This window comes from Micromonospora sp. WMMD735 (genome assembly GCF_049178995.1).
GTDB classification, from domain to species: Bacteria; Actinomycetota; Actinomycetes; order Mycobacteriales; family Micromonosporaceae; genus Micromonospora; species Micromonospora wenchangensis.
The window spans coordinates 5803769-5824494 of record NZ_JBMHMJ010000002.1 but is presented as its reverse complement, the minus strand read 5'-3'; the positions used below and the strand labels follow the sequence as shown (position 1 = coordinate 5824494).

Genomic DNA, 20726 nt, shown 5'->3' with positions numbered 1-20726 from the left:
GCCCCGGGGTCAACTCCAGTGCGGGGGACGCTCGGCGAGCAGCCAGTCGTCGTTGCCGCCCCGGCGCTCACCCCAACCGAAGTCGGTGTCGTCGGTGGTCTGCTCGGGCAGCACCACGAAGTCGTCGCTGAGGTCGACCGTACGGTCGTCGTCGCCGGGCACGCCATGCCCGGCCGGGTCCTCGGGGCTCACGATCGGCAACACTACCCCGCGCCGGCCCCACCCCGGCGCACCGCCGAAGGCCCTTCTCCGGCACCCACCCGGAGACCAGCGGGCGGGAGGCAGCCGACCGCACCGCCACCAGCGCCGGGGACACCGGTCGACGACCGCCGCGTCGGACCGGCCGACGGGCTCCTCACGTTGGTAGCGTCGGACGGCGTGACGACGCCCAGCGGTGCCAGCCCCGAGGACGAGTACTGGCGACGCCCGCCCACCCCCTCCCCCACCGGACCGCCGCCCCCGTCGGGCGAAGCGGGTACGGCGGAACAGACGGACCCCGCCCCGCCATCCGCTTCCTCCGCCCAGCCGCACCCGCCCGTCGCGGACCGGTCGAGTGAGGCCGGCACGACAGAGACAGAGTCCGTAGCCGGCTCGGAAGGCGCAGCCGCCCAACCCGGCCCGACGCCCGGCCAGCCCGCTCCGGGCGTGCCGTCCGATGCGGGACCCGGCCCGGGGCCGTCCGGACCGACGGCAGGCCCGGGGGCACCGGGAACGGATGAGCCCTCACCCAGGACAGGCGGGCCGGTACCGCAATCGGGCGGGCCGGTACCGCAATCGGGCGGGCCGCCACCGGGAACGGGCAGGGCGGCATCAGGCCCGGGAGGGACGGGCGCGGGACAGGCGGGGACGGCTGGTTACGCCGGGCCACCGCCGACCGCGCCCCCGCCACCGGGCTGGCGTCCCCCCGTACACCTGGCGGCGACCCCGGCCCGCACCCTGCCGGCGCAGGACATGGAGGCGATGGACGCCGCGGAGCAGCAGGCGCAACGGATCACCTGGAGCGTCGGCGCGGTGGTCGGGGTCGTCCTGCTGGTGCTGCTCTGCCTGCTCTGCTCCCGGGCGCTGTTCTGACCGCCGCCCGACGGGGGTCACCGGTCAGAACGTGTTGCTCCACACCGAGGCGGCACCGCTGTCCCCGGTGAGATAGACGTAGACCAGGGCGAACACGGCCAGCACCACGGTGATCGCGGTCAGCACCCAGGTCGTCCAGGCGGGCAGGTCCGGGGTACGCACCCGGTTGCTGGTCACCGCCAGCAGCAGCAACGCCGCCACGGCCAGGCCGATGGTGAACCACTGCAGCGTCTCGCCGTACTCGGAGTGCTCGTGGATCTTGGCGAGCAGCTCGGGCGAGTAGCCCTTCGCCCGCAGCGCCGCCTCGAACGCCTCCCCCGACTCGGTCGCCACCCAGGCGAGGACCGGGGTGACCACGGCCAGGATCGCCACCGCCCAGTCGAGGCGGGGCCGCCAGCGGGGCACCAACCCGTACGCGCTGGCGAGCAGCGCGAGCAGCGGCACGAAGACCACCACGGCGTGGACCACCAGGACGTGACCGGGCAGACCGTTGATCTCCTTGAACACCGACACCTCCGAGCGTGGAATGCGGGTTGCGGCAGACAGCGTACGTCGCGACCTGCTTCGTAGGCGTACACGCGGCGAAGGTCGCTCCGGTTCATCCCGCCCGGCGGTACCCCGGGCAGCGCCCCGACGGCCGGCGGTTCCCGGCCGGGCGTGGCACTGTTGACGGGTGGACACCGACGATCTCGGCCTCTTCGGTCCCGGTTCGGTCACCTGGAAGGTGCACGACGAGCCGATCCTGATCGTCGCCGGCCTGCGTTCCCTCTACCTCCAGGCCCTGCACCCCCGGGCGATGGCCGGGGTGGCCCAGAACAGCAACTACCGGTCGGACGCCTGGGGCCGGCTGGTACGCACCGGCACGTACGTCGACACGGTCGTCTACGGCACCACCGCCGAGGCCGAGCGGGCCGGCCGGCGGTTGCGGGCCCTGCACGGCCGGCTGCGCGCCACCGACCTGTTCACCGGGGAGCGGTTCCGGATCGACGAGCCGGACCTGCTGCGCTGGGTGCACGTCACCGAGGTCGAGTCGTTCGTCGGCACCGCCCGCCGGGCCGGTCTGTCGCTGACCGACGCCGAGGTGGACGGGTACTACGCCGAGCAGCGGCGGGCCGCCGCGCTGGTGGGGCTGGACCCGGCCGGGGTGCCCGGCAGCGCCGCCGAGGTGGCCGAGTACTACCGGGCGGTCCGGCCCGAGTTGCGGATGACGAAGGAGGCGGCGGAGACCGCGCTGTTCCTGACCGCCCCGCCGATCCCGTGGAAACTCAGCCGACCGGCCCGCCTCGGGCTGAGCCTGGGGCCGCCACGCTGGGCGTACTTCGGGGTGGCCGGCACGGCGCTCGGGCTGCTGCCACCGTGGGCGTTGCGGCTCTACGGCGGCCTGGGGCTGCCCACCACCGCGCTGTCGGCCGACCTGAGCGTCCGGACGCTGCGGCTGGCCCTGACGGCGCTGCCCCGCAACTGGCGGGAGAGCCCGATCCAGCAGGCGGCGAAGGACCGTGCCGCCCGCCTCACCGTCGCCGCCTGACCGCCCCGGACGGGCCGCCCCGACGCGGGAGGCCGGTCAGTCGGCCTGCGGAGCGGCGGGACGGTCGATCGCCGACCACGGCTCCCGGCCGGGGGTCTGCGCGCCGACCGGGCAGGTACGGCGGTAGTCGCACCAGCCGCAGCGGGGCCCGGCCACGGTGGGGAACGCCTCGTCCGGGTCGGCCCCCTCGGTGACCGCCCGCTCGGCGGCCATGATGTCCCGCGCGGTGTCCTCGGCGCGGCTGAGCTGCCGGGCCAGCGACTCCTCGCTGTGGTCGTGCCCGGCGACGGTGCCGGTCGGCAGGTGGTGCAGCTCCACCCGGCGGCAGGGCCGGCGGAACGTCCGCTCGGCGGCGTACGCGTAGAGGGCGAGCGCCTGCGAGCCGCGTGCGTCGTCGGCGTCCAGCCCGGTACGGCCGGTCTTGTAGTCGACGATGACCAGTTCGGGGCCGTCCGGGCCGGGACGGGAGTCGATCCGGTCGGCCCGCCCGTTGAAGGCCAGCACTGCCGTCTTGACGGCGACCACCCGTTCCACGCCCAGCGGGTCGTCGCCGGGGTCGAGGGTCGCGACGTAGCCCTCCAGCCAGCCCAGCGCCCGCTGGTAGGCTGCGCGTTCCTGCTCGTCGTCGCGGTAGCCCTCGCGGACCCAGGTGCCCTTGAGCAGGGCGGGCAGCGCCTCGGGACGCCGCCGGTCGGCGGGCAGCGCATACCAGTTCTTCAGGGCGGTGTGCACGCTCGCGCCGAGCGAGTTGTGCGCCCACGGCGGGCCCTTGGGCGGGGCCGGTCGGTCGAGGTAGGCGTAACGGTAGCGCCGGGGGCAGTCGGCGTACGCGCCGAGTTTGCTGGGTGTGCAGGTGAAGAGCCGTTCGGGCATGCCGGCGAAGCCGAGTTGCTCGGGCTGGCCGGAGCGGGGCCGGGGGGTGCCGGCGGAGGAGGCTCGTCGCACCCCCGTGATCCTGCCAGCCCGGTACGACAGCCCGACGGCGGCACGACGACGGGTCAGCCCATGTTCACGTACTGGGTGACGAAGGCGGCCACCGCGTCGGCGATGAGCTGCACGGCGATGGCGGCCAGCAGCAGGCCGGCGATCCGGGTCAGCACCTCGATGCCGCCCGGCCGGAGGATCTTGACGATCCCGCCGGAGAACCGCAGCACCACCCAGACCGCCAGCATCACCGCGACGATCGCGGCGGCGATCGCCGAGACCTGCCCGACGCCCTCGGACTGCTGCACGAACAGCATGGTCGCCACGATCGCGCCGGGCCCGGCCAGCAGCGGGGTGCCCAGCGGCACCAGGGCGATGTTGGAGGTGGCCTGCTGGCTGGGGTCGTCGGCCTTGCCGGTGAGCAGTTCCAGCGCCACCAGGATCAGCAGCAGGCCGCCGGCCGCCTGCAACGCCGGCAGGTCGACGTGCAGGTAGGCGAGGAGGGTCTGGCCCGCGACGGCGAAGACCACGATGACGCCGAGCGCCAACGCGACCGCCTGCCAGGCGGCCCGGTTACGGTCACGGGCCGGCAGCGGGCCGGTCAGGGCGAGGAAGATCGGCATCATGCCCGGCGGGTCGACGATGACCAGCAGGGTCACGAAGACCTCACCGAAGAGCTTGAGATCCACCGGACGAGGGTAGCGGTGCCGCTGGTAGGCGAAACGCGGATCAGCCGGAAGCGACGCCGGTCACTCCGGAGGACCCCGCGACGATCCGCTCGTACGCCTCCACGGCGGTGGTGTGCGCGCCCAGCCGGACGCTCTTGTGGCTACCGTGGAAGTCCGACGAGCCGGTGACCAGCAGGCCCAGGTCGGCGGCGAGCCCCCGGACGTGCGCCGCCTCGGCGGGGGTGTGGTCCTCGTGGTCGGCCTCCAGGCCGGCGAGCCCCGCGTCGGCCAGCTCGGCGAGCAGCGCGTCGGGGACGATCCGCCCCCGCCGGCTGGCCCGGGGGTGGGCGAACACCGGCACGCCGCCGGCCGCCCGGACCAGTTCCACGGCCCGGAACACGTCGATGTCCTCCTTGGGTAGCCGGTACCGCTGCCCCAGCCACTGCGGGCCGAACGCCTCGGTGGTGGTGGCGACCAGGCCGGCCCGGATCAGCGCGGCGGCGATGTGCGGGCGACCGACCGTGCCCCCGTCGGCGGCGGTCAGGATCTCCGGCCAGCTCACGTCGATCCCGTCGGCGCGCAGCAGCTCGACGATCCGTTCCCCGCGTGCCTCCCGGGCCTGGCGTACCCGGACCAGCTCGGCGACCAGCTCGGGGTGTTCCGGGTCGAACAGGTACGCCAGCAGGTGCAGCGGGAGCGCCGGTCGGGCGCCCTGCCAGCGGCAGGACAGTTCCGCGCCCCGGACGAGGCTGAGCCCGGCCGGCAACGCGTCGACCGCCGCCGCCCACCCGGCGGTGGTGTCGTGGTCGGTGATCGCCACGACGTCCAACCCGGCGTCGGCGGCGGCCCGGACCAGTTCGGCCGGGCCCAGCGTGCCGTCGCTGGCGGTGGAGTGGGCGTGCAGGTCGATCAGCGGGCGCGCGGGCATGATCCCGACGCTACCCGGGCAGGTCACCCCGGGTCGGTGCCGGTCACCAGCACCGGTCGGACGCCGTCGGCGACCCCGGCGACCGGGGTCGAGGTGGCCCGCTGGCCCGCCAGCGCCTCGGCGGGGCGCAGCCGGACCAGCGCGCCGTCCGGGTCGACGTACCCCGCCGTCCGGGCGTCCGTCCAGGTCACCACGCCGTCGATCATCGGCCCGGCGGTCCGCGACGGCGCGGCGGTGCCGGTCAGGTCGACCAGGACCGCGCCGTCCACCCCGGCGACCCGGCCGTTGACCAGCAGCCAGCGCCCGTCGGGAGAGACCGCACCCCGGCCGTCGTCGGCGGGCGTCGGTGCTCCCCGGGTGGTGGCCGGGGTGAGGTCGGGGTCGAGCACGGCCAGGCCGCTCCGGGCCCCGGCAGGCACCCGGGCGACCAACCGGCCGTCCGGCATGGTCCCGTAGACGTCGAGGACGTCCGGGGCGACGGGCCCGGGTGACCCGCCGGGCGTCGGCCGCCACCACCGGTGGCCGCCTGCGGAACCGGCGCGCAGCAGCACCCGGTCGCCGACGAACCGGACCGGCACCGCGTCGGCGGGTGGTCCGGTCACGAGGGCGATGAGTTGACCGGCGACGATCACGGCGGCGAAGAGCCGGCCGTCGTCACGCCAGGCCACCTGCCGGCCGTCGGGCGACAGGGCGATCTCGTCCGCCCCGGCGAGCAACGCCCGGGGCTCACCCCCGGCGGGCACCACCCAGAGGGTACGGCCGGCCGCGGTGACCGCCCCGGTCAGCAGCCAGCCGCCGTGGTCGGGCAGCCGTTGCGCGCGTTCGACCGGCCCGACGCCCAGCTCGTACCGTTGCCCGGCGGCGGTGACCAGGGTGCCGGCGACGACCAGGTCGACCGCGCCGTCGGCGGGTTGCTGCGGCGGGGCGGGCGCGACCGGCCCGGCGGACAGGCTGGCCACCCCGCGCGGGTCGCCGAGCACCACGGTCGGCGTGGTGGGGCGGTCCGCCTGCCCGCCGAGCTGGCTCATCCCCCCGGTGGCCAGGGCGGTCACCACGCCGGCCAGGGCGAGCCCGGTGACCGTACGCCGTCGTCGCGCCCGCCGGGCCCGCCCGAGCGCCACCCCGGCCGGGTCGGCGGGCAGCCGGTGCGGTACGGCGACCCGCTGGACGAGGGTCTCCCGCAGCGCCTGCTCCAGCGGCTCGTCGTGCGTCACGGCGAATGGACGCCCGGGGGCACCGGTCTGGTTGTCCGACCGGGGTGAGGAGGGTTTCATCGGCTCTCCGCAGCGACCGCGGTGGTCGGGTTCGGTCGGGTGCCCGCGCCGACCGGCTGGGCCGTCGGCGGGTCGTCGCCGGTCCCGGCGGGTGCCGCTCCCGGTGGGGAGGCGCCGACCCGGGTGGGCGGCACAGCGGCGAGGGCGGGTGGCGGGCCGGTGCGGTCGGGGGCGGGCAGCGCCCCGGCATGCTCCGCAGCGGGCAACCTGGTCGCCTCCACCGGCGGGCCGGTGCGGGTGGCGCGCCGCTCCCCACCGACCGGGGTCCGGCCCGGCGCGGGTGCCCGGGTTGCGCCGGTGGCCCGGTCGGGCGTCGGCGTACGGGCGGCGAGGGAGGGCCGGGCGGTGGTGGTCGGGCGGGCCGTCGGGACGCCCGGGGTGGGGCGGCCGGTCGGGTCGGCGGCGAGGTCGTCCAGCCCTTCGGCGGCGAGCCGGCGGCGCAGGGTGTTCAGGGCGCGCGACGTCTGGCTCTTCACCGTGCCGGGAGAGATCTCCAGCAGGGCCGCCGTCTGGGCCTCGGACAGGTCCTCGTAGTAGCGCAGCACCAGCACCGCCCGCTGCCGGGCCGGCAGCATGCGCAGGTGTCGCCAGAGGGCGTCCCGGTCGAGCTGCTGCTCGATCTCGTCCACCCCGGCCCGCTCGGGCAGCACCTCGGTGGGGCGCTCACCGTGCCATCGACGCCGCCACCAACTGGTGGACGTGTTGACCATCACCCGTCGGGCGTACGGCTCGACCGCCTCGATCCCGCCCAACCGCCGCCAGGCCAGGTACGTCTTGGTCAGCGCGGTCTGGAGCAGGTCCTCGGCGGTGGCCCAGTCCCCGGCGAGCAGGTACGCGGTACGCAGCAGGGCGCCGGAGCGCGCCGCGACGAAGTCGCGGAACTCGTCCTCCAGCGGATCCCGGTCGGCCACCGCTCACCTCCGCACCCCGTCCTGTCTGGCAGGCTGTCACGCCGGACAGGGTCCGGTCGACGGCGGAAGGTGGGCAGTTCACCCGACGTACGGACGAAAACCTTCAGGCGCCGTCGTCGGCCTTCGCCTCGTCGGCCTCCTTGCCCAACCGGGCCTCGACCGCCTGCGGCTCGTACATCTCCTCGACGACCCGCAGGTAGAGCTCGTTCGGGTTGGGCAGATTCTTGATCTCCCGTAGCGCCTGCTCCTGGCCGGCGGACTCCAGCACGAAGGTGCCGTAGTTGAGGGCCCGACCGGTGGGGGTCTGCTCGTACTTCATGTCGGTGACCCGGGCCAGCGGCATCATGGCGACCTTGCGGGTGACGATGCCGTTGACCACCATGACCCGCTTGTTGGTCAGGATGAACCGGTCGTACCACCAGTCGGCGACCTTCCACGCGACCCAGCCCATCACCGCAAACCAGAGCAGCACGGCGATGGTGGTGAGGGCGCCGACGTCCTGCCCGGCGAGGAAGCCGGAGAGGTAGCCGAGGATGAAGGTGGCCGCCACCCCGATGACGATCGGGGTGCCGAGGTGGATCCAGTGCCGCTTCCACTCACCCCGGTAGCGCTCGGTGGGGAAGAGGTAGCGGGCGACCAGGGAGCTGGGCTCGTCCTCCAGGGGGAGCACCCGGCGGGGTGTCATGCCCTGGGCGTCGGACCGCAGGCCGGCCAGTTCCTCTTCGGAGATGACCGGCTGCTGGTAGCCCGCCTCCGGGTCACGGACCCAGGTCCGCCCCTGTCCGCCGAATCCCGGGGCGTCGCCGTAGCCGGCGTCGTCCGAGAAGGACGGTCCGCCGGTGGGTCCCGCACCGGACCCGTAGGCCGGCCCGTCGTCGGGTCGGTACCTCGGGATCGGCTCGGTGTCCCGCTCCCGGCGGTCCCGGCCGGGATCGTCCGGGTCGAACGGGGGTCCGGAGGGGCTGCCCATCGGGGGTTAGGCGACGAGGCTCGTGAAGAAGTCGCCGAAGCCCTGGGCGATGTCCACGATGCCACCGCCGAGCGACTTGAAGACGTCCGCTGCCGAGTTTGGCCGGTAGGCAACGAAGAAGATCAAGAATGCGATACCGGCCCAGGTGAGGACCTTCTTGACCATAGCGGGCCATCCTCTCGCGCGGCGCCGGGTCCGTTTACCGCAGCGGCACCCAGAGTATCAGCATGATGTCGTAGCGTGAATATCTGCGTCCCATCTCCGACTCACCCGGAGGACCGTCAGGCCCCTCCGTGCAGGTACGGGGATGGAGCGCCGTACACGAGCTCGGGCGGAGTCCACTCGGTGAGGTCGTGCAGGACGACATCTTCCGCGAGGAGGTGACCCGCGCTCGCCGGCCAGGCTATCGCATGGAGCCACATTCCCCGAGCCTCACCGGCGTACGCGCTTCGATCCGTTGCCGAATTGATTAACCACAGTGGAGTCGGATGACCGCCCACCCTGATCCGCGCCGGCTCGACATGCTCGGGGTGACCAGGGCCGGGACCGGGCCCGGCCAGCACCTCCGTCAACTCTGGACCGGGGTCCGGGCCGGCCACCCCGGCGAACCGGGTGCCCAGTCCCACCCCCGGTTCCTCGGCCACCAGGACCAGTTCGGCCGGTCCACCACCGAGCGGCGCCGGCCCGGCGCACGCGACGGCCGTGGCGCGGACGCCACCGGCCTCGTCACCGGCCCAGGCCACCCCGGTCACCGTCCAGCCGGACGGCAGCGGCCACGGGCACCACAGCGGCAGCGCGGGCCGCTGCGGGTCACTCTCGGCGGCCACCCGGTCCACCACGCTCGCCACGATGTCGGCGTCGATGTGCTCGGGCACGTGCAGCGGGGCGACCGGTCCGCACCTGACGCACCGCGACTCACCGTGCATCAGGTCCGGTGGGCGTACCTGACCCGCACACCTCGGACAACTCACCACGACACTCACATCCCCACCGTGGCCCGGCGACGCGTCGGCGTCAAGCCGCCGCCACGGACGTGCCGCCCTTTTCCCCACCTCAGCGCCCGTGCCGCGAATTCCTGCGGTCGGTGGTGGGGTGCGGGTCGGGCGGGGAGGGGTCAGGCGGGCGGGGCGGCGGCGTGGGCGCGTACCCAGGCGTGCATGGCGATGCCGCTGGCCACCCCGGCGTTGATCGACCGGGTCGAGCCGTACTGGGCGATCGAGAAGAGCTGGTCGCAGGCGGTACGGGCGGCGGCGGACAGCCCCGGCCCCTCCTGGCCGAAGAGCAGCACGCAGCGCCGGGGCAGGGTGGTGGTCTCCAACGGCCGGCTACCGGGCAGGTTGTCGATGCCGACCACCGGCAGCTCCCGGCCGGCGGCCCAGCCGACGAACTCCTCGATCGTCGGATGGTGCCGGACGTGCTGGTACCGGTCGGTGACCATGGCGCCCCGACGGTTCCACCGGCGCAACCCGACGATGTGCACCTCGGCGGCGAGGAAGGCGTTGGCGTTGCGGACCACCGTGCCGATGTTGAAGTCGTGCTGCCAGTTCTCGATGGCCACGTGGAACTCGTGCCGCCGGGTGTCCAGGTCGGCCACGACGGCCTCCCGCCGCCAGTAACGGTAGCGGTCCACCACGTTGCGCCGGTCGCCGGCGGCGAGCAGCTCCGGGTCGTAGCGCGGGTCGTCCGGCGGGTCGCCCGGCCACGGTCCGACACCCACGTCGAGCTGGTCCTCGGTCACGGTTCCAAGAGGGTACGGCCCGCCGCGGCGGGCCGCGTGCGCCACCCCGACCGGTGTCCTCCGGGGCGCCCGCCCGGGTCCGCCGGACCGTCGCGCCCTCACCGCCCGCGCAGGCCCAACGCGTCGCCGAGGCGGTCCAGGAACCGCTGGTCGATGGGGTCGGGGACACCGGTGCGGCAGACCCGGACCGCCACCGACTCCACCCACTGCCGGTACGCGGCGGAGTCCGCGGGGTCGGCCCGGCGGCGCAGCACCCGGACGGCGGCCCGGCAGGCCGGCGGCAGGTCCGCCGGGCCGCAGGGCCCGCGGACCGCAGCGGTCGCGCCGTCGTGCCGGGCGTAGATCGCGGCGACCACGGCGCGGACGAGGTCGCTGTCGGAGGCTCGGCCGGCGGCGAGCGCGTCCAGCCCGACGAGGCCGGCGGTGACGTCCCGGGGCGGGCGACCGGGACCGGGTGAGGCGGCGGCCACCAGCACCCGACCGGGCAGGGTGGTGAGCAGGTCCCACTCGGTGGCGGAGTAGACGGCGGTGGTCAGCGGTGCGGCACGCCGTCCGGCAGAGGGCGGCTCTCCGGCGAGGGAGTGGCTCATCAGGACCTCCGCCGTCAGCATAAGCCCGCCGGACGGGTGGCGGGCTCGTCCCGGCGCGATCCGCGCCCGCCCGCCACCGGGGTCGCGGTACGGGCACCCGCGTGTCGCCGTCTGGTAGCGGTGGGCACGACTCGGCATGCCTTACCGGCGGTCGACCCGACCTGCCTTACCGCTGGTTAAGGAGACACCGGGCGGCGGGTGACGGCGAAATGTCACTCCCGGGCCCACCCGGGGGGAGACGCAATGAGCGGCGGGGCCCTCCCCGGCACCCGCCGCCCACGCTCTGATGTCGAAGATTCTGCCCCACCGCGACGATGAACGGACAGAGACGGAGGTCACATTTATCTTTTCGTAACAATACTCAGAGTCACTAACGATCAACGAGAGAGCGATCTCCGCAGGTGAAGTAGTACCTTGTCAGGCGACAAGTTGACGCATGTTGGCTGCTCCGGGCGGCGATCTCCCTGGAAACGCTCCCATCACGGGCCGTCACGCAAATGCGTCGTGCAAGTGCAATCCGCACGCGCGCATCGACAGATGCAGCTCGATGAGCGTGATCGGCGCTTCCCGGTGGCCGGTTTCGGCGCCTCCCACCCGGGAATTTGCCGGGGTACCACCTGGTTCTACCGGACGGAAAAAGCAATCCGCGCTGATCGGAGAGTCCAATGGCAACCGTTGAGCTGACCACGGCCAACTTCGACGAGGTGACCGAGAGCAGCGGCATCGTGCTGGTCGACTTCTGGGCCGAGTGGTGTGGCCCGTGCAAGCGGTTCGCCCCGGTCTACGAGCGCTCGTCGGAGAAGCACCCCGACATCACCTTCGGCAAGGTCGACACCGAGGCGCAGCAGGAGCTGGGCGCCAAGTTCGACATCCGCTCGATCCCCACGATCATGGCGATCCGGGACGGCGTGATCGTCTTCGCCCAGCCCGGCGCGCTGCCCGAGTCGGCCCTGGAGAACCTGATCGAGCAGGTCCAGGCGCTGGACATGGACGACGTCCGCAAGCAGCTCGCCAACCACCAGCACTGACCACCGCCGCCGGCGGTCGGGCCCGACGGCCCGACCGCCGGCGCTTCACTTGCGCCACGCTCGCACACATGTTCGAATGAACGGCATGCGCTGGGACCACCTCTCCGCTCCCCCGGAGGAGGAGCGTCCCGACCGGGCAGCGCCAGCGACGCCACCCCTGCCGCTGGCGCTGCCCGGAGCGGTCACCCGCACGTTCGACACCCCCGACTTCGCCGGCATGACCTTCTACGAGGTGCAGGCCAAGTCGATCATCAACCGGGTGCCGGGCGGGTCGCAGGTGCCGTTCAGTTGGACGATCAACCCGTACCGGGGCTGCACCCACGCCTGCGTCTACTGCTTCGCCCGCAACTCGCACACCTACCTCGACCTCGACGCGGGCGCGGACTTCGACCGCAAGGTGATCGTCAAGGTCAACGCCGGGGAGCTGGTCCGCCGTGAGCTGGCCGCACCGCGCTGGCGCGGCGCGGCCATCGCGATGGGCACCAACGTCGACTGCTACCAGCGCGCCGAGGGCCGCTACCGGCTGCTGCCGCCGATCCTCACGGCACTGCGGGACTTCGCCAACCCGTTCTCGATCCTCACCAAGGGCACGCTGATCCTGCGCGACCTGCCGCTGCTGCGTCAGGCCGCCGAGGTCACCCGGGTCAGCCTGTCGTTCTCGGTGGCCTTCGTCGACGAGGCCCTGTGGCGGGCGGTGGAGCCGGGCACCCCGAGCCCGCGCCGCCGGCTCGACGCGGTCCGCCGGCTCACCGACGCCGGCTTCGAGGTGGGGGTGCTGATGGCGCCGATCCTGCCCGGCCTCTGCGACGACGACGCGTCGATCGACGCCACCCTCGCGGCCATCGCCGCCGCCGGTGCCACCAGCGTCACCCCGCTGGCCCTGCACCTGCGCCCCGGTGCCCGCCAGTGGTACGCGCACTGGCTCGGCCGGGAGTTCCCGCACCTGGTCCCCCGCTACCGCGAGCTGTACCGGTCCGGGGCCTACCCGCCGCAGGCGTACCAGCGGGAGCTGACCGCCCGGGTGCGGATCGCGGCCCGCCGGCACGGCCTGCACCGCAGCGAGCCCGGCGACACCCGCCGCATGCCGACCCCACCGCCCGCACCCGCCCCCGAACAGCTCGCCCTGCTCTGAGCGGGCCGGTCGGGCACCTGCGGCGTACGGGCAGAGCCGGGCCCCGGCAGCCGGGCCCACCCGCCCGGAATCGGGCTAGGCTCGGCGGATGCGGACCGCACAGCAGCTCCTCGCCGACTCCGCCGTGATCGCCGTCGTGGGCGCGTCCCGCGACCCGGGCAAGGCCGCACACCGGGTGCCGGCGCAGATGCAGCGGTACGGCTGGCGGATCATTCCGGTCAACCCGACCGTCGACGAGTTGTTCGGCGAGCGGGCGTACCCGTCGCTCGCCGACATCGCGCACCCGGTGGACCTGGTGAACGTCTTCCGCCCGGCCCGCGACGCCGTCGAGGTGGTCCGACAGGCGGCGGCGATCGGCGCGCCGGCGGTCTGGCTCCAGCTCGGCATCGTCTCCGCCGAGGCGCGGCGGATCGCCGAAGCGGCAGGCATGGACTACGTCGAGGACCGCTGCCTGATCGTCGAGCGGGCCGCCGCCGGCCTGTCCCGGCTTCCCTGACCGGTCCCCGACCCGCCCCGACGAGGTGACCCGGCGTCAACCGGGTGAAAAGCCGCACCGCGCGCCGGTAGCGTCCGCTGGAGAGAGGCCACTGACCTGCGGCGGAGGGCGGGCACCGTGAATACGCCACCGGGCGAGCCGGAGCAGCCGCCGTCACCGTACGAGTCACCCGGCGAGCCGGCCACCCCGCCCGCACCCGTCCCACCGGAGGGACCGTGGAGCCCGGCTGCGCCCGAGCCGTCGGCGTGGGCCCGACCATCCGAGCCGTCCCCCCGGGCGCAGCAGTCCGAACCGTCAACCCCGCAACGGCCGGCGGAGGCGGGTCCGGCCGGTGGGTCCCCGGGCATCGGTCAGCCGGGCGGGTCGGCCCCTCCGCCCGGGGCACCCGGCTGGACCGGTCCACCGTCGGGCGAACAGCCGGCCGCCACGCCGCCGGGCGGACCGGCGTGGGAACAGCCACCGGCCTGGGAACAGCCGCCCCACGGCGGGCCGGCCTGGGAACAGCAGCCGTGGGGGAAGCAGCCGGGCGAACAGCGGTGGGGCCACCCACCACCCGGGCCGTACGGACCACCGGGTGGCGGCGGGACCAACGTGCTGGCGATCCTGTCCCTGGTGTTCGCCATCGTCTTCGCACCGGCCGGCATAGTCCTCGGCCACCTGGCGAAACGGCAGATCCGTCGGACCGGCGAGGAGGGCGACCAACTCGCCACCTGGGGGCTGGTGCTCAGCTACGCGTTCACCGCGATCGGGGTGCTCGTCTGCTGCGGCTGGCTCGCCCTCGTCGTGGTGGCCGGCGTCGGCAGCAGCACCGGCACCGGTTACTGATCAGCGGAACTGCGCCTCCCGGACGCTGTTGCCGCCGTCCACCACCAGCATCTGCCCGGTGATGTACGACGCCGCCGGCGAGCAGAGGAAGCTGATCGCGGCGGCCACCTCGTCGGGGGTGCCGGGGCGGCCGACCGGGGTGCCGAGCCCCTGCTTGATCTCCGCCATCGTGGAGGCCGCCGTGTAGATGGTGCCGGGGGCCACCGCGTTCACCGTCACCCCGTCGGCGATCATCTCCATCGCCAGGGCCCGGGTCAGCCCGACCACCCCCGCCTTGGCCGCCGCGTACGCCGCCTCGGTGGGCAGGGCGTTGACCGGCCCGGCGGTGGCCGAGAGGTTGACGATCCGCCCCCAGCCCCGCTCGGCCATCCCGCTGATGAAGGCCCGGCTGCACAGGAACGCCGTGGTCAGGTTCCGGTCGATCTCGCCGCGCCACTCGTCGTAGCTGAGCTGGGCCACCGGGCGGAGCACCTCGGGGCTGGCCCGGCTGGCCAGGCCGGCGTTGTTGACCAGCACCTCGACGTCACCGAGCTGTTCGGCGACCGCGTCGGCGAGCGCGCCGACCTCCGACTCGTCGGTCAGGTCGGCGACGAAACCGGTCACGCCCAGCTCACCGGCCCGCTCGTGGATGCGCCGGGTGGTGGAGACGATCGCCACCCGGGCGCCCAGGTCGGCCAGTCGACGGGCGGTGGCGTACCCGATGCCGTCGGCGCTGCCCGCGCCGGTGACCAGGGCGACCCGGCCGTCCAGCCGCATGGTCACCGGGTCCGGCAGCGGCACCGGCTCGTCCTGGCCGGGTTGGCTGCCACCGGTGGTGGCGCGGGTACGCCGGGCCAGGCCGGGGCGGCTCACGTCCCGCCTCGGTCGGCTGCCGGATCGGTCGGCCCCACGCGCGTCGATAGCCATGCCGGCATCCTGCCCGCTCGGCCGGGTGCGGGCAACGAGCCACCACGGGGCCGACCTCGCCACTGTGTGGTCCTGGCTACCCTGACGGCGCACCTACATGCGACGGAGAAGATCAGATGACCTATCCCCCGCCCTCCGACGGCTGGTCGGACCCGGCCTGGTCGGCCCAGCAGCCCGACCCGACACTGCAGGCCGACGGCCCGCCGATCTCGTCCCCACCGGTCGCCAAGGACCCGTACGCCCCGGCCGACCCGTACGCGGGCGCGCCGGGCATCCCCGCCCAGGCCGCCCCGGTCGACCCGTACGCCGCCGCTGCCGCCTACCCGCAGCCCGGCTACCCGCAGCCGATGGGATACGCCGGTTACGGCGGTTACCAGCCCCCGCCGCCGCAGAACGGCCTCGCCATCGCCTCGATGATCGTCTCGATCATCGGCGCGATCGGGCTGTGCGGTTACGGGCTCGGCGGCTACATCGGCCTCATCGGCGCGATCCTCGGCCACGTGGCCCGGCGGCAGATCCGGGAACGGGGGGAGGGCGGCGCGGGCTTCGCCACCGCCGGCATCGTCGTCGGGTGGATCTCCACCGTCATCGCGGTGCTGGCCACCATCGCCATGGTGGTCTTCTTCGTCTGGCTGGCCAACCAGGAGTCGACGACCGGCTACGGCACCTCGTACTGAGCGGTGGGGCCGCCCCGGGCACCCTGGGCGGCCCACCCGGTCACCCGCACGTGACGAGAAGCCGACGGCCCCCGTGGACGTGGTGACTCCACGGTAACCTCGTGCCGTGACCGGGGTGGATGGACCTGTGGAAGACGTCGCCGGGCGGCGGACCGTGGTGGTGACCGGGGCCAGTTCGGGCATCGGCCTGGCCGCCGCGGTGGCGCTGGCCCGGCGCGGCGACCGGGTGGCGCTGGTCGGCCGGGACCCGGCCCGCCTTCAGGCCGCCGGTGACCGGGTACGCGAGGCGTCCGGCGAACGCCCCGAACTGTTCCGCGCCGACTTCGCCGTGCTCGACGACGTACGCGGGCTCGCCGAGCGGCTGCGGGCGGCGTACGACCGGATCGACGTGCTGGCGAACAACGCCGGGGCGATCGTGTTGCAGCCGCTCAGCACGGTCGACGGGTTCGAACTGTCGATCCAGGCCAACCACCTGGCCCCGTTCCTGCTGAGCAACCTGCTGGTCGACCGGGTCGGCCGGCTGGTGGTGACCGCCTCCGGCGCGCACCGCAGCGGGACCCTCGACCCGGACGATCTCAACGCCGCGCTGCGCCGCTACCGGCCGATGCGCGCGTACGGCACCAGCAAGCAGGCCAACATCCTGTTCGCCGCCGAGGCTGCCCGGCGCTGGCCCGACGTGTCGGCGTACTCGTTCCATCCGGGGGTGGTGCGGACCCGGTTCGGCGCGGACAGCCGGCTGGTCGCCCTCGGCATGCGGGTGATGCCGTTCCGCAGCCCGGAGAAGGGCGCGGAGACGCTGGTCTGGCTGGCCAACCAGCCGGCGTCCCGGCTGGTCGACGGTGGCTACTACGCCGACCGGCGGCTGCGCCGGCCCTGGCCGCGCGCCACCGACCCGGCGCTTGCCGCGCGCCTCTGGGCCGCCAGCGCCGCCGCCGTCGGCCTCGACACCTGACCAGGCCCCACACTGACTGTTCCGGCCCGGGACCGACGTGGCCATCGCGGGATGCTCGGGCACCCCTGCGCCCGCACCCGATCGAGTCACCGCGTCAGGCCGACGATGGCGGCCAGCCGGGTCACGCCGGCCGCCGCCGGGCCGCTGCGGGCGATCTCGGCGATCACGGTACGGGCGTACGGCCGGTGACGGACCTCGGCAGGGGCGGTGATGTCAGCATCAAGGAGGGTATGCCCGGCGGCAGCGAGGTTGCCGGGCCGAAGGTAGGCGCGGGCGGCATCGATGAGGTGGGCAGCCCGGTGCTCAGCCGGTAGTTGAGGCCAGTCGGCACGAACGAGCAGGCCCTGCGGAGACACCCTGCTCTGTGGAGATCTGTTGCTGCTGGAGCGACAACAAATCTCCACGATCCTGATGTTCTCCTTGGCGGCCCCGGCGACGCATTGCTCGACGGTCAGCCGGGGACCTGTTCGCGGCTTGCTCGGCAGGTGCCGGCGGTCGCTACAGTCGGGTCATGGCGCGTCACGGGCGGGTTGCGTATCCGGTGGCACTGCTGACCCTGGCCGTCGTCGGATTCATCGCGGATCTGCCGGTCTGGCAGGCGGCATTCGTCGGGGCGGCAGCGATGACGCCGATCCTCCTTGTCGACCTCATCCTGACGTATGAGAGCAGGAGCGCATGATCGGGCATGGGCGGTGATCGAAGTCGCCGCCACCCAACCGGACCGCGAACCGTGACGTGACGGCGACCGCCCTGCGCCGCCGGAGTCACCCTCACTCGACGACGTGGACGGGGACGGTGGTGACCACCACGCCGGGCAGGGCGCGCAGGGCCCGGCGCAGCCGTTGGCCGGTACGGCTGTGCAGCAGGCGGTGCCCCGGCCGGCGCAGCACCACCTCCGGCACCACCACGGTCAGCACCAGTTCCGGCGCGGCGGCCCGCAGCGCCTCCAGGTAGTGCGCCAGCGGCCCGACCACCGCCCGGTACGGCGAGACGATCGTCTCCAGCCGGACGTGGTCCCCCCAGGCCCGCCACTGCTCCCGGAACCGGTCCGCCTCGGCGTCCTCCGGGGCGAGGTGCACCGCCAGCGTCGGCCGGCCCAGCGACACCGCGTACGCCAGGGCGCGCATCGAGGCGCGGTTGAGGCGTACCACCGGGACCACCACCAGGTGGCGCAGCTCCTGCGGCAGCTCCTCGCCCTCGACGGGCCGGGACGTCGGCGCGCCCGACGGCCCGGCTGCGGGCCCACGACCGGCGGCCCCGGCGTCCGGGGGTGGGGGGCGCAGGGCCAGGGCGGCGTGCAGGGTGCGGTAGTGCCTGTGGATCCGGTCGAAGAGCAGCACCAGCAGCGGTACGGCGACCACCACCGCCCAGGCGCCCTCGGTGAACTTCGCCACCGCCGCGGTGAGCAGCACCAGGCCGGACAGGATCGCGCCCACCCCGTTGACCAGCGCCCGCCGCTGCCAGCCGTCACCCCGGTGCCGCCGCCAGTGCACCACCATGCCGCTCTGCGACAGGGTGAAGGCGAGGAACACCCCCACCGCGTACAACGGGATCAGCTTCTCGGTGTGGCCCCCGAACGCCACGAACACCACGATCGCCGTCGCGGCCAGCGCGACCAGGCCGTTGCCGAAAGCCAACCGGTCGCCCAGGTGCAGGAAGCGGCGGGGCGCGTGACCGGCGCGGGCCATGAAGAACAGCAACCGGGGAAAGTCGTTGAACGCGGTGTTCGCGGCCAGCAGCAGGATCAGCGCGGTGGTCACCTGGACGACGGCGTACCACGGGCCGGTGGGGAAGGTGACCCGGGCGAGCTGGGACAGCAGCGTCTCGCCGGGGCGGGGCACCAGGCCGGCCAGGTGGATCAGCAGGGTCAGCCCGGCGAACAGGACCACCAGCATCGCCACCATCCAGGTCAGCGTGGTGCGCGCGTTGCGCCACTCCGGCGTCCGGAACGCCGGGACCGCGTTGGAGACCGCCTCGATGCCGGTCATCGACACCGCCCCGGAGGCGAACGCCCGCAGCACCAGCAGCAGCCCCAGCCCCTGGGTCGCCGGCACCACCGGCGGGGCCACCGGCGCGAAACCCCGGCCCGCCGCCCGCAGGTAGCCGACCACGAGCAACCCCAGCACGGCGGCCACGAAGGCGTACGTGGGCAGGACGAAGAGGTTGCCGGCGGCGCGTACCCCGCGCAGGTTGCCGGCGAGCAGCAGCAGGATCACCAGCACCCCGAGCGGCACGGCGAACGGCGTCAGCCCCGGCAGCGCCGAGGTGATCGCGTGCACGCCCGCCGCGATCGACACCGACACGGTCAGCACGTAGTCGAGCATCAGCCCGGCGGCGGCGGTCAGCCCCGCCCCGACCCCCAGGTTGTCCCCCGCCACCAGGTACGACCCGGCCCCGTGCGGGTACGCCGGGATGGTCTGCCGGTACGAGATCCCGACGGCCACCATCAGCAGCACCAGCCCGGCCGACAGGGGCAGCGCCAGGCCCAGCGCCCCGCTGCCGGCAAGCACCAGCACGGTCAGCAACGCCTCCGGCCCGTACGCGACCGAGCTGAGCAGATCGGAGGAGAGCACCGGCAGGGCCACCAGTTTGCGCATCCGCTCGTGCAGTACGGCGGCGCTGGCCAGTGGTGGGCCGAGGAGCACCCGGCGGACCCGGCCCAGCCGTCGGCCGAGGGGGGAGTCCGGCTGGTCGGCCCGTTCGGCGGCGACCAGCCCGTCCCGTCCGGCCGGTGCCCCAGGTGCCGGCCGGAACAGCGCGATCGGGGCCAGCCGGCTGAACCGGCCCGGGGTGGGGCGGTTCCGGTAGCGGTCCAGGGTCGGGTCGACCGGCAGGGCGGGCGGCGCGCCGACGCGCCAGTGCGCGCCGACCCGGCGCAGGGCGTCCACCTCCGCCGGCGTGAGCGGCGGGAACTCGGCCGACGGGGTGACCACGGTGCCGCCGCGGTCGTCGTCCGCGCTGCGCCCCGCCATCGCCCCACCTCCCCCCGCACTCTCACGTGCGGACGGGTCCCGTGCCCGCCGTTCGGACGGAATAGCGACGAACGGACCTGCGGTGGCCGGGCGGGCGGTCAGGGTGCCGGTGGGGCGGCGTCGGCGGGCAGCGCCGCCGGGGTGGCACGCCGGCCCGTACGGGCACCGCCGAGCACCACCACGACCACCCCGGCGAGCAGCAGCGCCAACCCGGGCAGCGCGGACGGGCGGGGCAGTTGCCCCAGCCAGGCCCAGGCGATCAGCGCCGCGCCGGGGGCCTCCAGCAGGATCAGCACGCTGATCGTGGTCGCCGACACCCGGCGCAACGCGTGGTTGAACATCGAGTGGCCGAGCAGTTGGGCCCCGACGACCAGCCCGACGATCGCCACCCAGGTGCTGGTGCCCCAGCCGTGCAGGCGTACCCCGGTGACCAGGCAGACCAGCAGCAGGATCGCCGCGCACACGCCGTAGCAGATGGTGGTGTACGTGGCGGTGCTGATGGTGGCGCGGGCGCGTTCACCGAACGCGGTGTAGACGGCGGCGAACATCCCGCCGACGACCGCGAGCAGGTCACCGGCGAGGGCCCGGCCGGAGACCCCGACGTCCGCGCCGGTCGCCAGCACCGCGCCGGTCACCGCCACCCCGATGCCGACCCAGACGGGGTACGACAAGCGCCGGCCCTGCCAGCGGGCGATCAGCCCCTGCCAGACCGGTTGGGTGGCGCCCAGTGCGGTGGCCGCCGCGACCGAGGTGAGCTGGGCGCTCGGCATCCAGGTGGCGAAGTGCGCGGCCAGCGCCACCCCGGACAGCACGCAGTACCAGCCCTCGCGGCGGCCCGCCCCCACGGTCAGGGCACGCAGTTCGGCGCGGCGGCGGGCCAGCGTGAACGGGGCGAGCACGGTGACCGCGAGCAGGTTCCGCCAGCACGCCACGGCCAGCGCCGGTGCCGCCGCGAAGGCGATCAGCGGGGCCGACGACGAGACCGACGCGACGGCGAGCGCGAGGACGCCGACGGTGAGCGGGTCGACGGGCGGACGCGGCGGCGGTGCGGCGGAGGACACGGTGGGTCATCCTCACACGGGCGGCGGCGCTCAGGTGGACACCGGGCGCGGGTCGGCGCGGTCGGGCGGTGAGCC

At 74.4% G+C, this 20726-nt stretch carries 24 protein-coding genes; 8 read left to right on the top strand and 16 right to left on the bottom strand.

The window, feature by feature from the left end:
* Positions 1-9: 9 nt before the first annotated feature.
* The gene (locus tag ACN268_RS25525; protein ID WP_309236914.1) at positions 10-192 is read right to left on the bottom strand and encodes a hypothetical protein; all 183 of its coding nucleotides are present in this window, start codon (positions 190-192) and stop codon (positions 10-12) included.
* Between the two features lie 903 nt (positions 193-1095).
* Complete coding sequence (locus tag ACN268_RS25520) at positions 1096-1578, bottom strand: DUF2231 domain-containing protein (protein ID WP_421485391.1); 483 nt, start codon at positions 1576-1578, stop codon at positions 1096-1098.
* Between the two features lie 166 nt (positions 1579-1744).
* On the opposite strand from ACN268_RS25520, the gene ACN268_RS25515 reads away from it, so the two are divergent.
* Entirely contained in the window at positions 1745-2599 is an 855-nt protein-coding gene (locus ACN268_RS25515) for an oxygenase MpaB family protein (protein WP_421485389.1), read from the top strand.
* Positions 2600-2635: 36 nt separating this feature from the next.
* Here the strand turns inward: ACN268_RS25515 and ACN268_RS25510 are convergent, their stop codons facing one another.
* The 10 genes from ACN268_RS25510 to ACN268_RS25465 all read right to left on the bottom strand — a co-directional run bounded on the left by ACN268_RS25510 (position 2636) and on the right by ACN268_RS25465 (position 10602).
* On the bottom strand, positions 2636-3472 hold the full coding sequence (locus ACN268_RS25510; RefSeq protein WP_421486987.1) for a RecB family exonuclease: 837 nt from the start codon (positions 3470-3472) through the stop codon (positions 2636-2638).
* Between the two features lie 125 nt (positions 3473-3597).
* Positions 3598-4212 (bottom strand): MarC family protein, encoded by a 615-nt coding sequence (locus tag ACN268_RS25505; protein WP_421485387.1) that lies wholly within the window; start codon positions 4210-4212, stop codon positions 3598-3600.
* Positions 4213-4252: 40 nt separating this feature from the next.
* Positions 4253-5119: a PHP domain-containing protein gene (locus ACN268_RS25500; protein WP_421485385.1), complete on the bottom strand. Its 867-nt coding sequence runs from the start codon at positions 5117-5119 to the stop codon at positions 4253-4255.
* A gap of 23 nt (positions 5120-5142) precedes the next feature.
* Positions 5143-6333 (bottom strand): hypothetical protein, encoded by a 1191-nt coding sequence (locus ACN268_RS25495; RefSeq protein ID WP_421485383.1) that lies wholly within the window; start codon positions 6331-6333, stop codon positions 5143-5145.
* Positions 6334-6389: 56 nt separating this feature from the next.
* Positions 6390-7304: a SigE family RNA polymerase sigma factor gene (locus ACN268_RS25490; protein ID WP_421485382.1), complete on the bottom strand. Its 915-nt coding sequence runs from the start codon at positions 7302-7304 to the stop codon at positions 6390-6392.
* Positions 7305-7407: 103 nt separating this feature from the next.
* Entirely contained in the window at positions 7408-8274 is an 867-nt protein-coding gene (locus ACN268_RS25485; RefSeq protein WP_421485380.1) for a PH domain-containing protein, read from the bottom strand.
* Between the two features lie 6 nt (positions 8275-8280).
* Positions 8281-8439 carry a hypothetical protein gene (locus ACN268_RS25480; RefSeq protein ID WP_165942702.1) on the bottom strand — a complete coding sequence of 53 codons (159 nt, stop codon included), beginning with the start codon at positions 8437-8439 and terminating at the stop codon, positions 8281-8283.
* Positions 8440-8555: 116 nt separating this feature from the next.
* Positions 8556-9257 carry a DUF6758 family protein gene (locus ACN268_RS25475; RefSeq protein WP_307821490.1) on the bottom strand — a complete coding sequence of 234 codons (702 nt, stop codon included), beginning with the start codon at positions 9255-9257 and terminating at the stop codon, positions 8556-8558.
* Positions 9258-9388: 131 nt separating this feature from the next.
* On the bottom strand, positions 9389-10012 hold the full coding sequence (locus ACN268_RS25470; RefSeq protein ID WP_421485378.1) for a TrmH family RNA methyltransferase: 624 nt from the start codon (positions 10010-10012) through the stop codon (positions 9389-9391).
* 98 nt (positions 10013-10110) lie between these two features.
* Positions 10111-10602: a hypothetical protein gene (locus tag ACN268_RS25465; RefSeq protein WP_421485376.1), complete on the bottom strand. Its 492-nt coding sequence runs from the start codon at positions 10600-10602 to the stop codon at positions 10111-10113.
* A gap of 665 nt (positions 10603-11267) precedes the next feature.
* Here ACN268_RS25465 and trxA point away from each other — a divergent pair.
* The 4 genes from trxA to ACN268_RS25445 all read left to right on the top strand — a co-directional run bounded on the left by trxA (position 11268) and on the right by ACN268_RS25445 (position 14083).
* Positions 11268-11630 carry a thioredoxin gene (gene trxA, locus ACN268_RS25460; protein WP_088647038.1) on the top strand — a complete coding sequence of 121 codons (363 nt, stop codon included), beginning with the start codon at positions 11268-11270 and terminating at the stop codon, positions 11628-11630.
* An 85-nt stretch (positions 11631-11715) separates the two neighbouring features.
* Positions 11716-12762 (top strand): Rv2578c family radical SAM protein, encoded by a 1047-nt coding sequence (locus tag ACN268_RS25455; RefSeq protein WP_421485374.1) that lies wholly within the window; start codon positions 11716-11718, stop codon positions 12760-12762.
* Between the two features lie 88 nt (positions 12763-12850).
* Positions 12851-13258: a CoA-binding protein gene (locus ACN268_RS25450; RefSeq protein WP_204927368.1), complete on the top strand. Its 408-nt coding sequence runs from the start codon at positions 12851-12853 to the stop codon at positions 13256-13258.
* A gap of 591 nt (positions 13259-13849) precedes the next feature.
* A complete protein-coding gene (locus tag ACN268_RS25445; RefSeq protein WP_420116766.1) occupies positions 13850-14083 on the top strand; it encodes a DUF4190 domain-containing protein in 234 nt (77 codons plus the stop codon).
* On the opposite strand, the gene ACN268_RS25440 is transcribed toward ACN268_RS25445, so the two are convergent.
* Positions 14084-14920, bottom strand: a complete 837-nt coding sequence (locus tag ACN268_RS25440) for an SDR family NAD(P)-dependent oxidoreductase (protein WP_194823078.1) — start codon at positions 14918-14920, stop codon at positions 14084-14086.
* A gap of 185 nt (positions 14921-15105) precedes the next feature.
* Between ACN268_RS25440 and ACN268_RS25435 the strand changes: the two genes are divergently transcribed.
* Positions 15106-15666 carry a DUF4190 domain-containing protein gene (locus ACN268_RS25435; RefSeq protein ID WP_421485372.1) on the top strand — a complete coding sequence of 187 codons (561 nt, stop codon included), beginning with the start codon at positions 15106-15108 and terminating at the stop codon, positions 15664-15666.
* Positions 15667-15793: 127 nt separating this feature from the next.
* The gene (locus tag ACN268_RS25430; protein ID WP_421486986.1) at positions 15794-16618 is read left to right on the top strand and encodes an SDR family NAD(P)-dependent oxidoreductase; all 825 of its coding nucleotides are present in this window, start codon (positions 15794-15796) and stop codon (positions 16616-16618) included.
* An 86-nt stretch (positions 16619-16704) separates the two neighbouring features.
* Here ACN268_RS25430 and ACN268_RS25425 read toward each other — a convergent pair whose 3' ends face one another.
* On the bottom strand, positions 16705-16974 hold the full coding sequence (locus ACN268_RS25425) for a hypothetical protein (protein ID WP_421485370.1): 270 nt from the start codon (positions 16972-16974) through the stop codon (positions 16705-16707).
* A 155-nt stretch (positions 16975-17129) separates the two neighbouring features.
* Between ACN268_RS25425 and ACN268_RS25420 the strand changes: the two genes are divergently transcribed.
* The gene (locus ACN268_RS25420; RefSeq protein ID WP_421485369.1) at positions 17130-17297 is read left to right on the top strand and encodes a hypothetical protein; all 168 of its coding nucleotides are present in this window, start codon (positions 17130-17132) and stop codon (positions 17295-17297) included.
* Between the two features lie 91 nt (positions 17298-17388).
* On the opposite strand, the gene ACN268_RS25415 is transcribed toward ACN268_RS25420, so the two are convergent.
* Positions 17389-19590 (bottom strand): amino acid permease, encoded by a 2202-nt coding sequence (locus tag ACN268_RS25415; RefSeq protein WP_421485367.1) that lies wholly within the window; start codon positions 19588-19590, stop codon positions 17389-17391.
* A gap of 98 nt (positions 19591-19688) precedes the next feature.
* Complete coding sequence (locus ACN268_RS25410; protein WP_421485366.1) at positions 19689-20651, bottom strand: DMT family transporter; 963 nt, start codon at positions 20649-20651, stop codon at positions 19689-19691.
* Positions 20652-20726: the final 75 nt, after the last annotated feature.

Coding starts and splice junctions, on each gene's coding strand:
- ACN268_RS25500 (WP_421485385.1), bottom strand. CDS start 5,119: ATGCCCGCGCGCCCGCTGATCGACCTGCACGCCCACTCCACCGCCAGC.
- ACN268_RS25450 (WP_204927368.1), top strand. CDS start 12,851: ATGCGGACCGCACAGCAGCTCCTCGCCGACTCCGCCGTGATCGCCGTC.
- ACN268_RS25480 (WP_165942702.1), bottom strand. CDS start 8,439: ATGGTCAAGAAGGTCCTCACCTGGGCCGGTATCGCATTCTTGATCTTC.
- ACN268_RS25485 (WP_421485380.1), bottom strand. CDS start 8,274: ATGGGCAGCCCCTCCGGACCCCCGTTCGACCCGGACGATCCCGGCCGG.
- trxA (WP_088647038.1), top strand. CDS start 11,268: ATGGCAACCGTTGAGCTGACCACGGCCAACTTCGACGAGGTGACCGAG.
- ACN268_RS25455 (WP_421485374.1), top strand. CDS start 11,716: ATGCGCTGGGACCACCTCTCCGCTCCCCCGGAGGAGGAGCGTCCCGAC.
- ACN268_RS25465 (WP_421485376.1), bottom strand. CDS start 10,602: ATGAGCCACTCCCTCGCCGGAGAGCCGCCCTCTGCCGGACGGCGTGCC.
- ACN268_RS25435 (WP_421485372.1), top strand. CDS start 15,106: ATGACCTATCCCCCGCCCTCCGACGGCTGGTCGGACCCGGCCTGGTCG.
- ACN268_RS25415 (WP_421485367.1), bottom strand. CDS start 19,590: ATGGCGGGGCGCAGCGCGGACGACGACCGCGGCGGCACCGTGGTCACC.
- ACN268_RS25510 (WP_421486987.1), bottom strand. CDS start 3,472: ATGCCCGAACGGCTCTTCACCTGCACACCCAGCAAACTCGGCGCGTAC.
- ACN268_RS25420 (WP_421485369.1), top strand. CDS start 17,130: ATGGCGCGTCACGGGCGGGTTGCGTATCCGGTGGCACTGCTGACCCTG.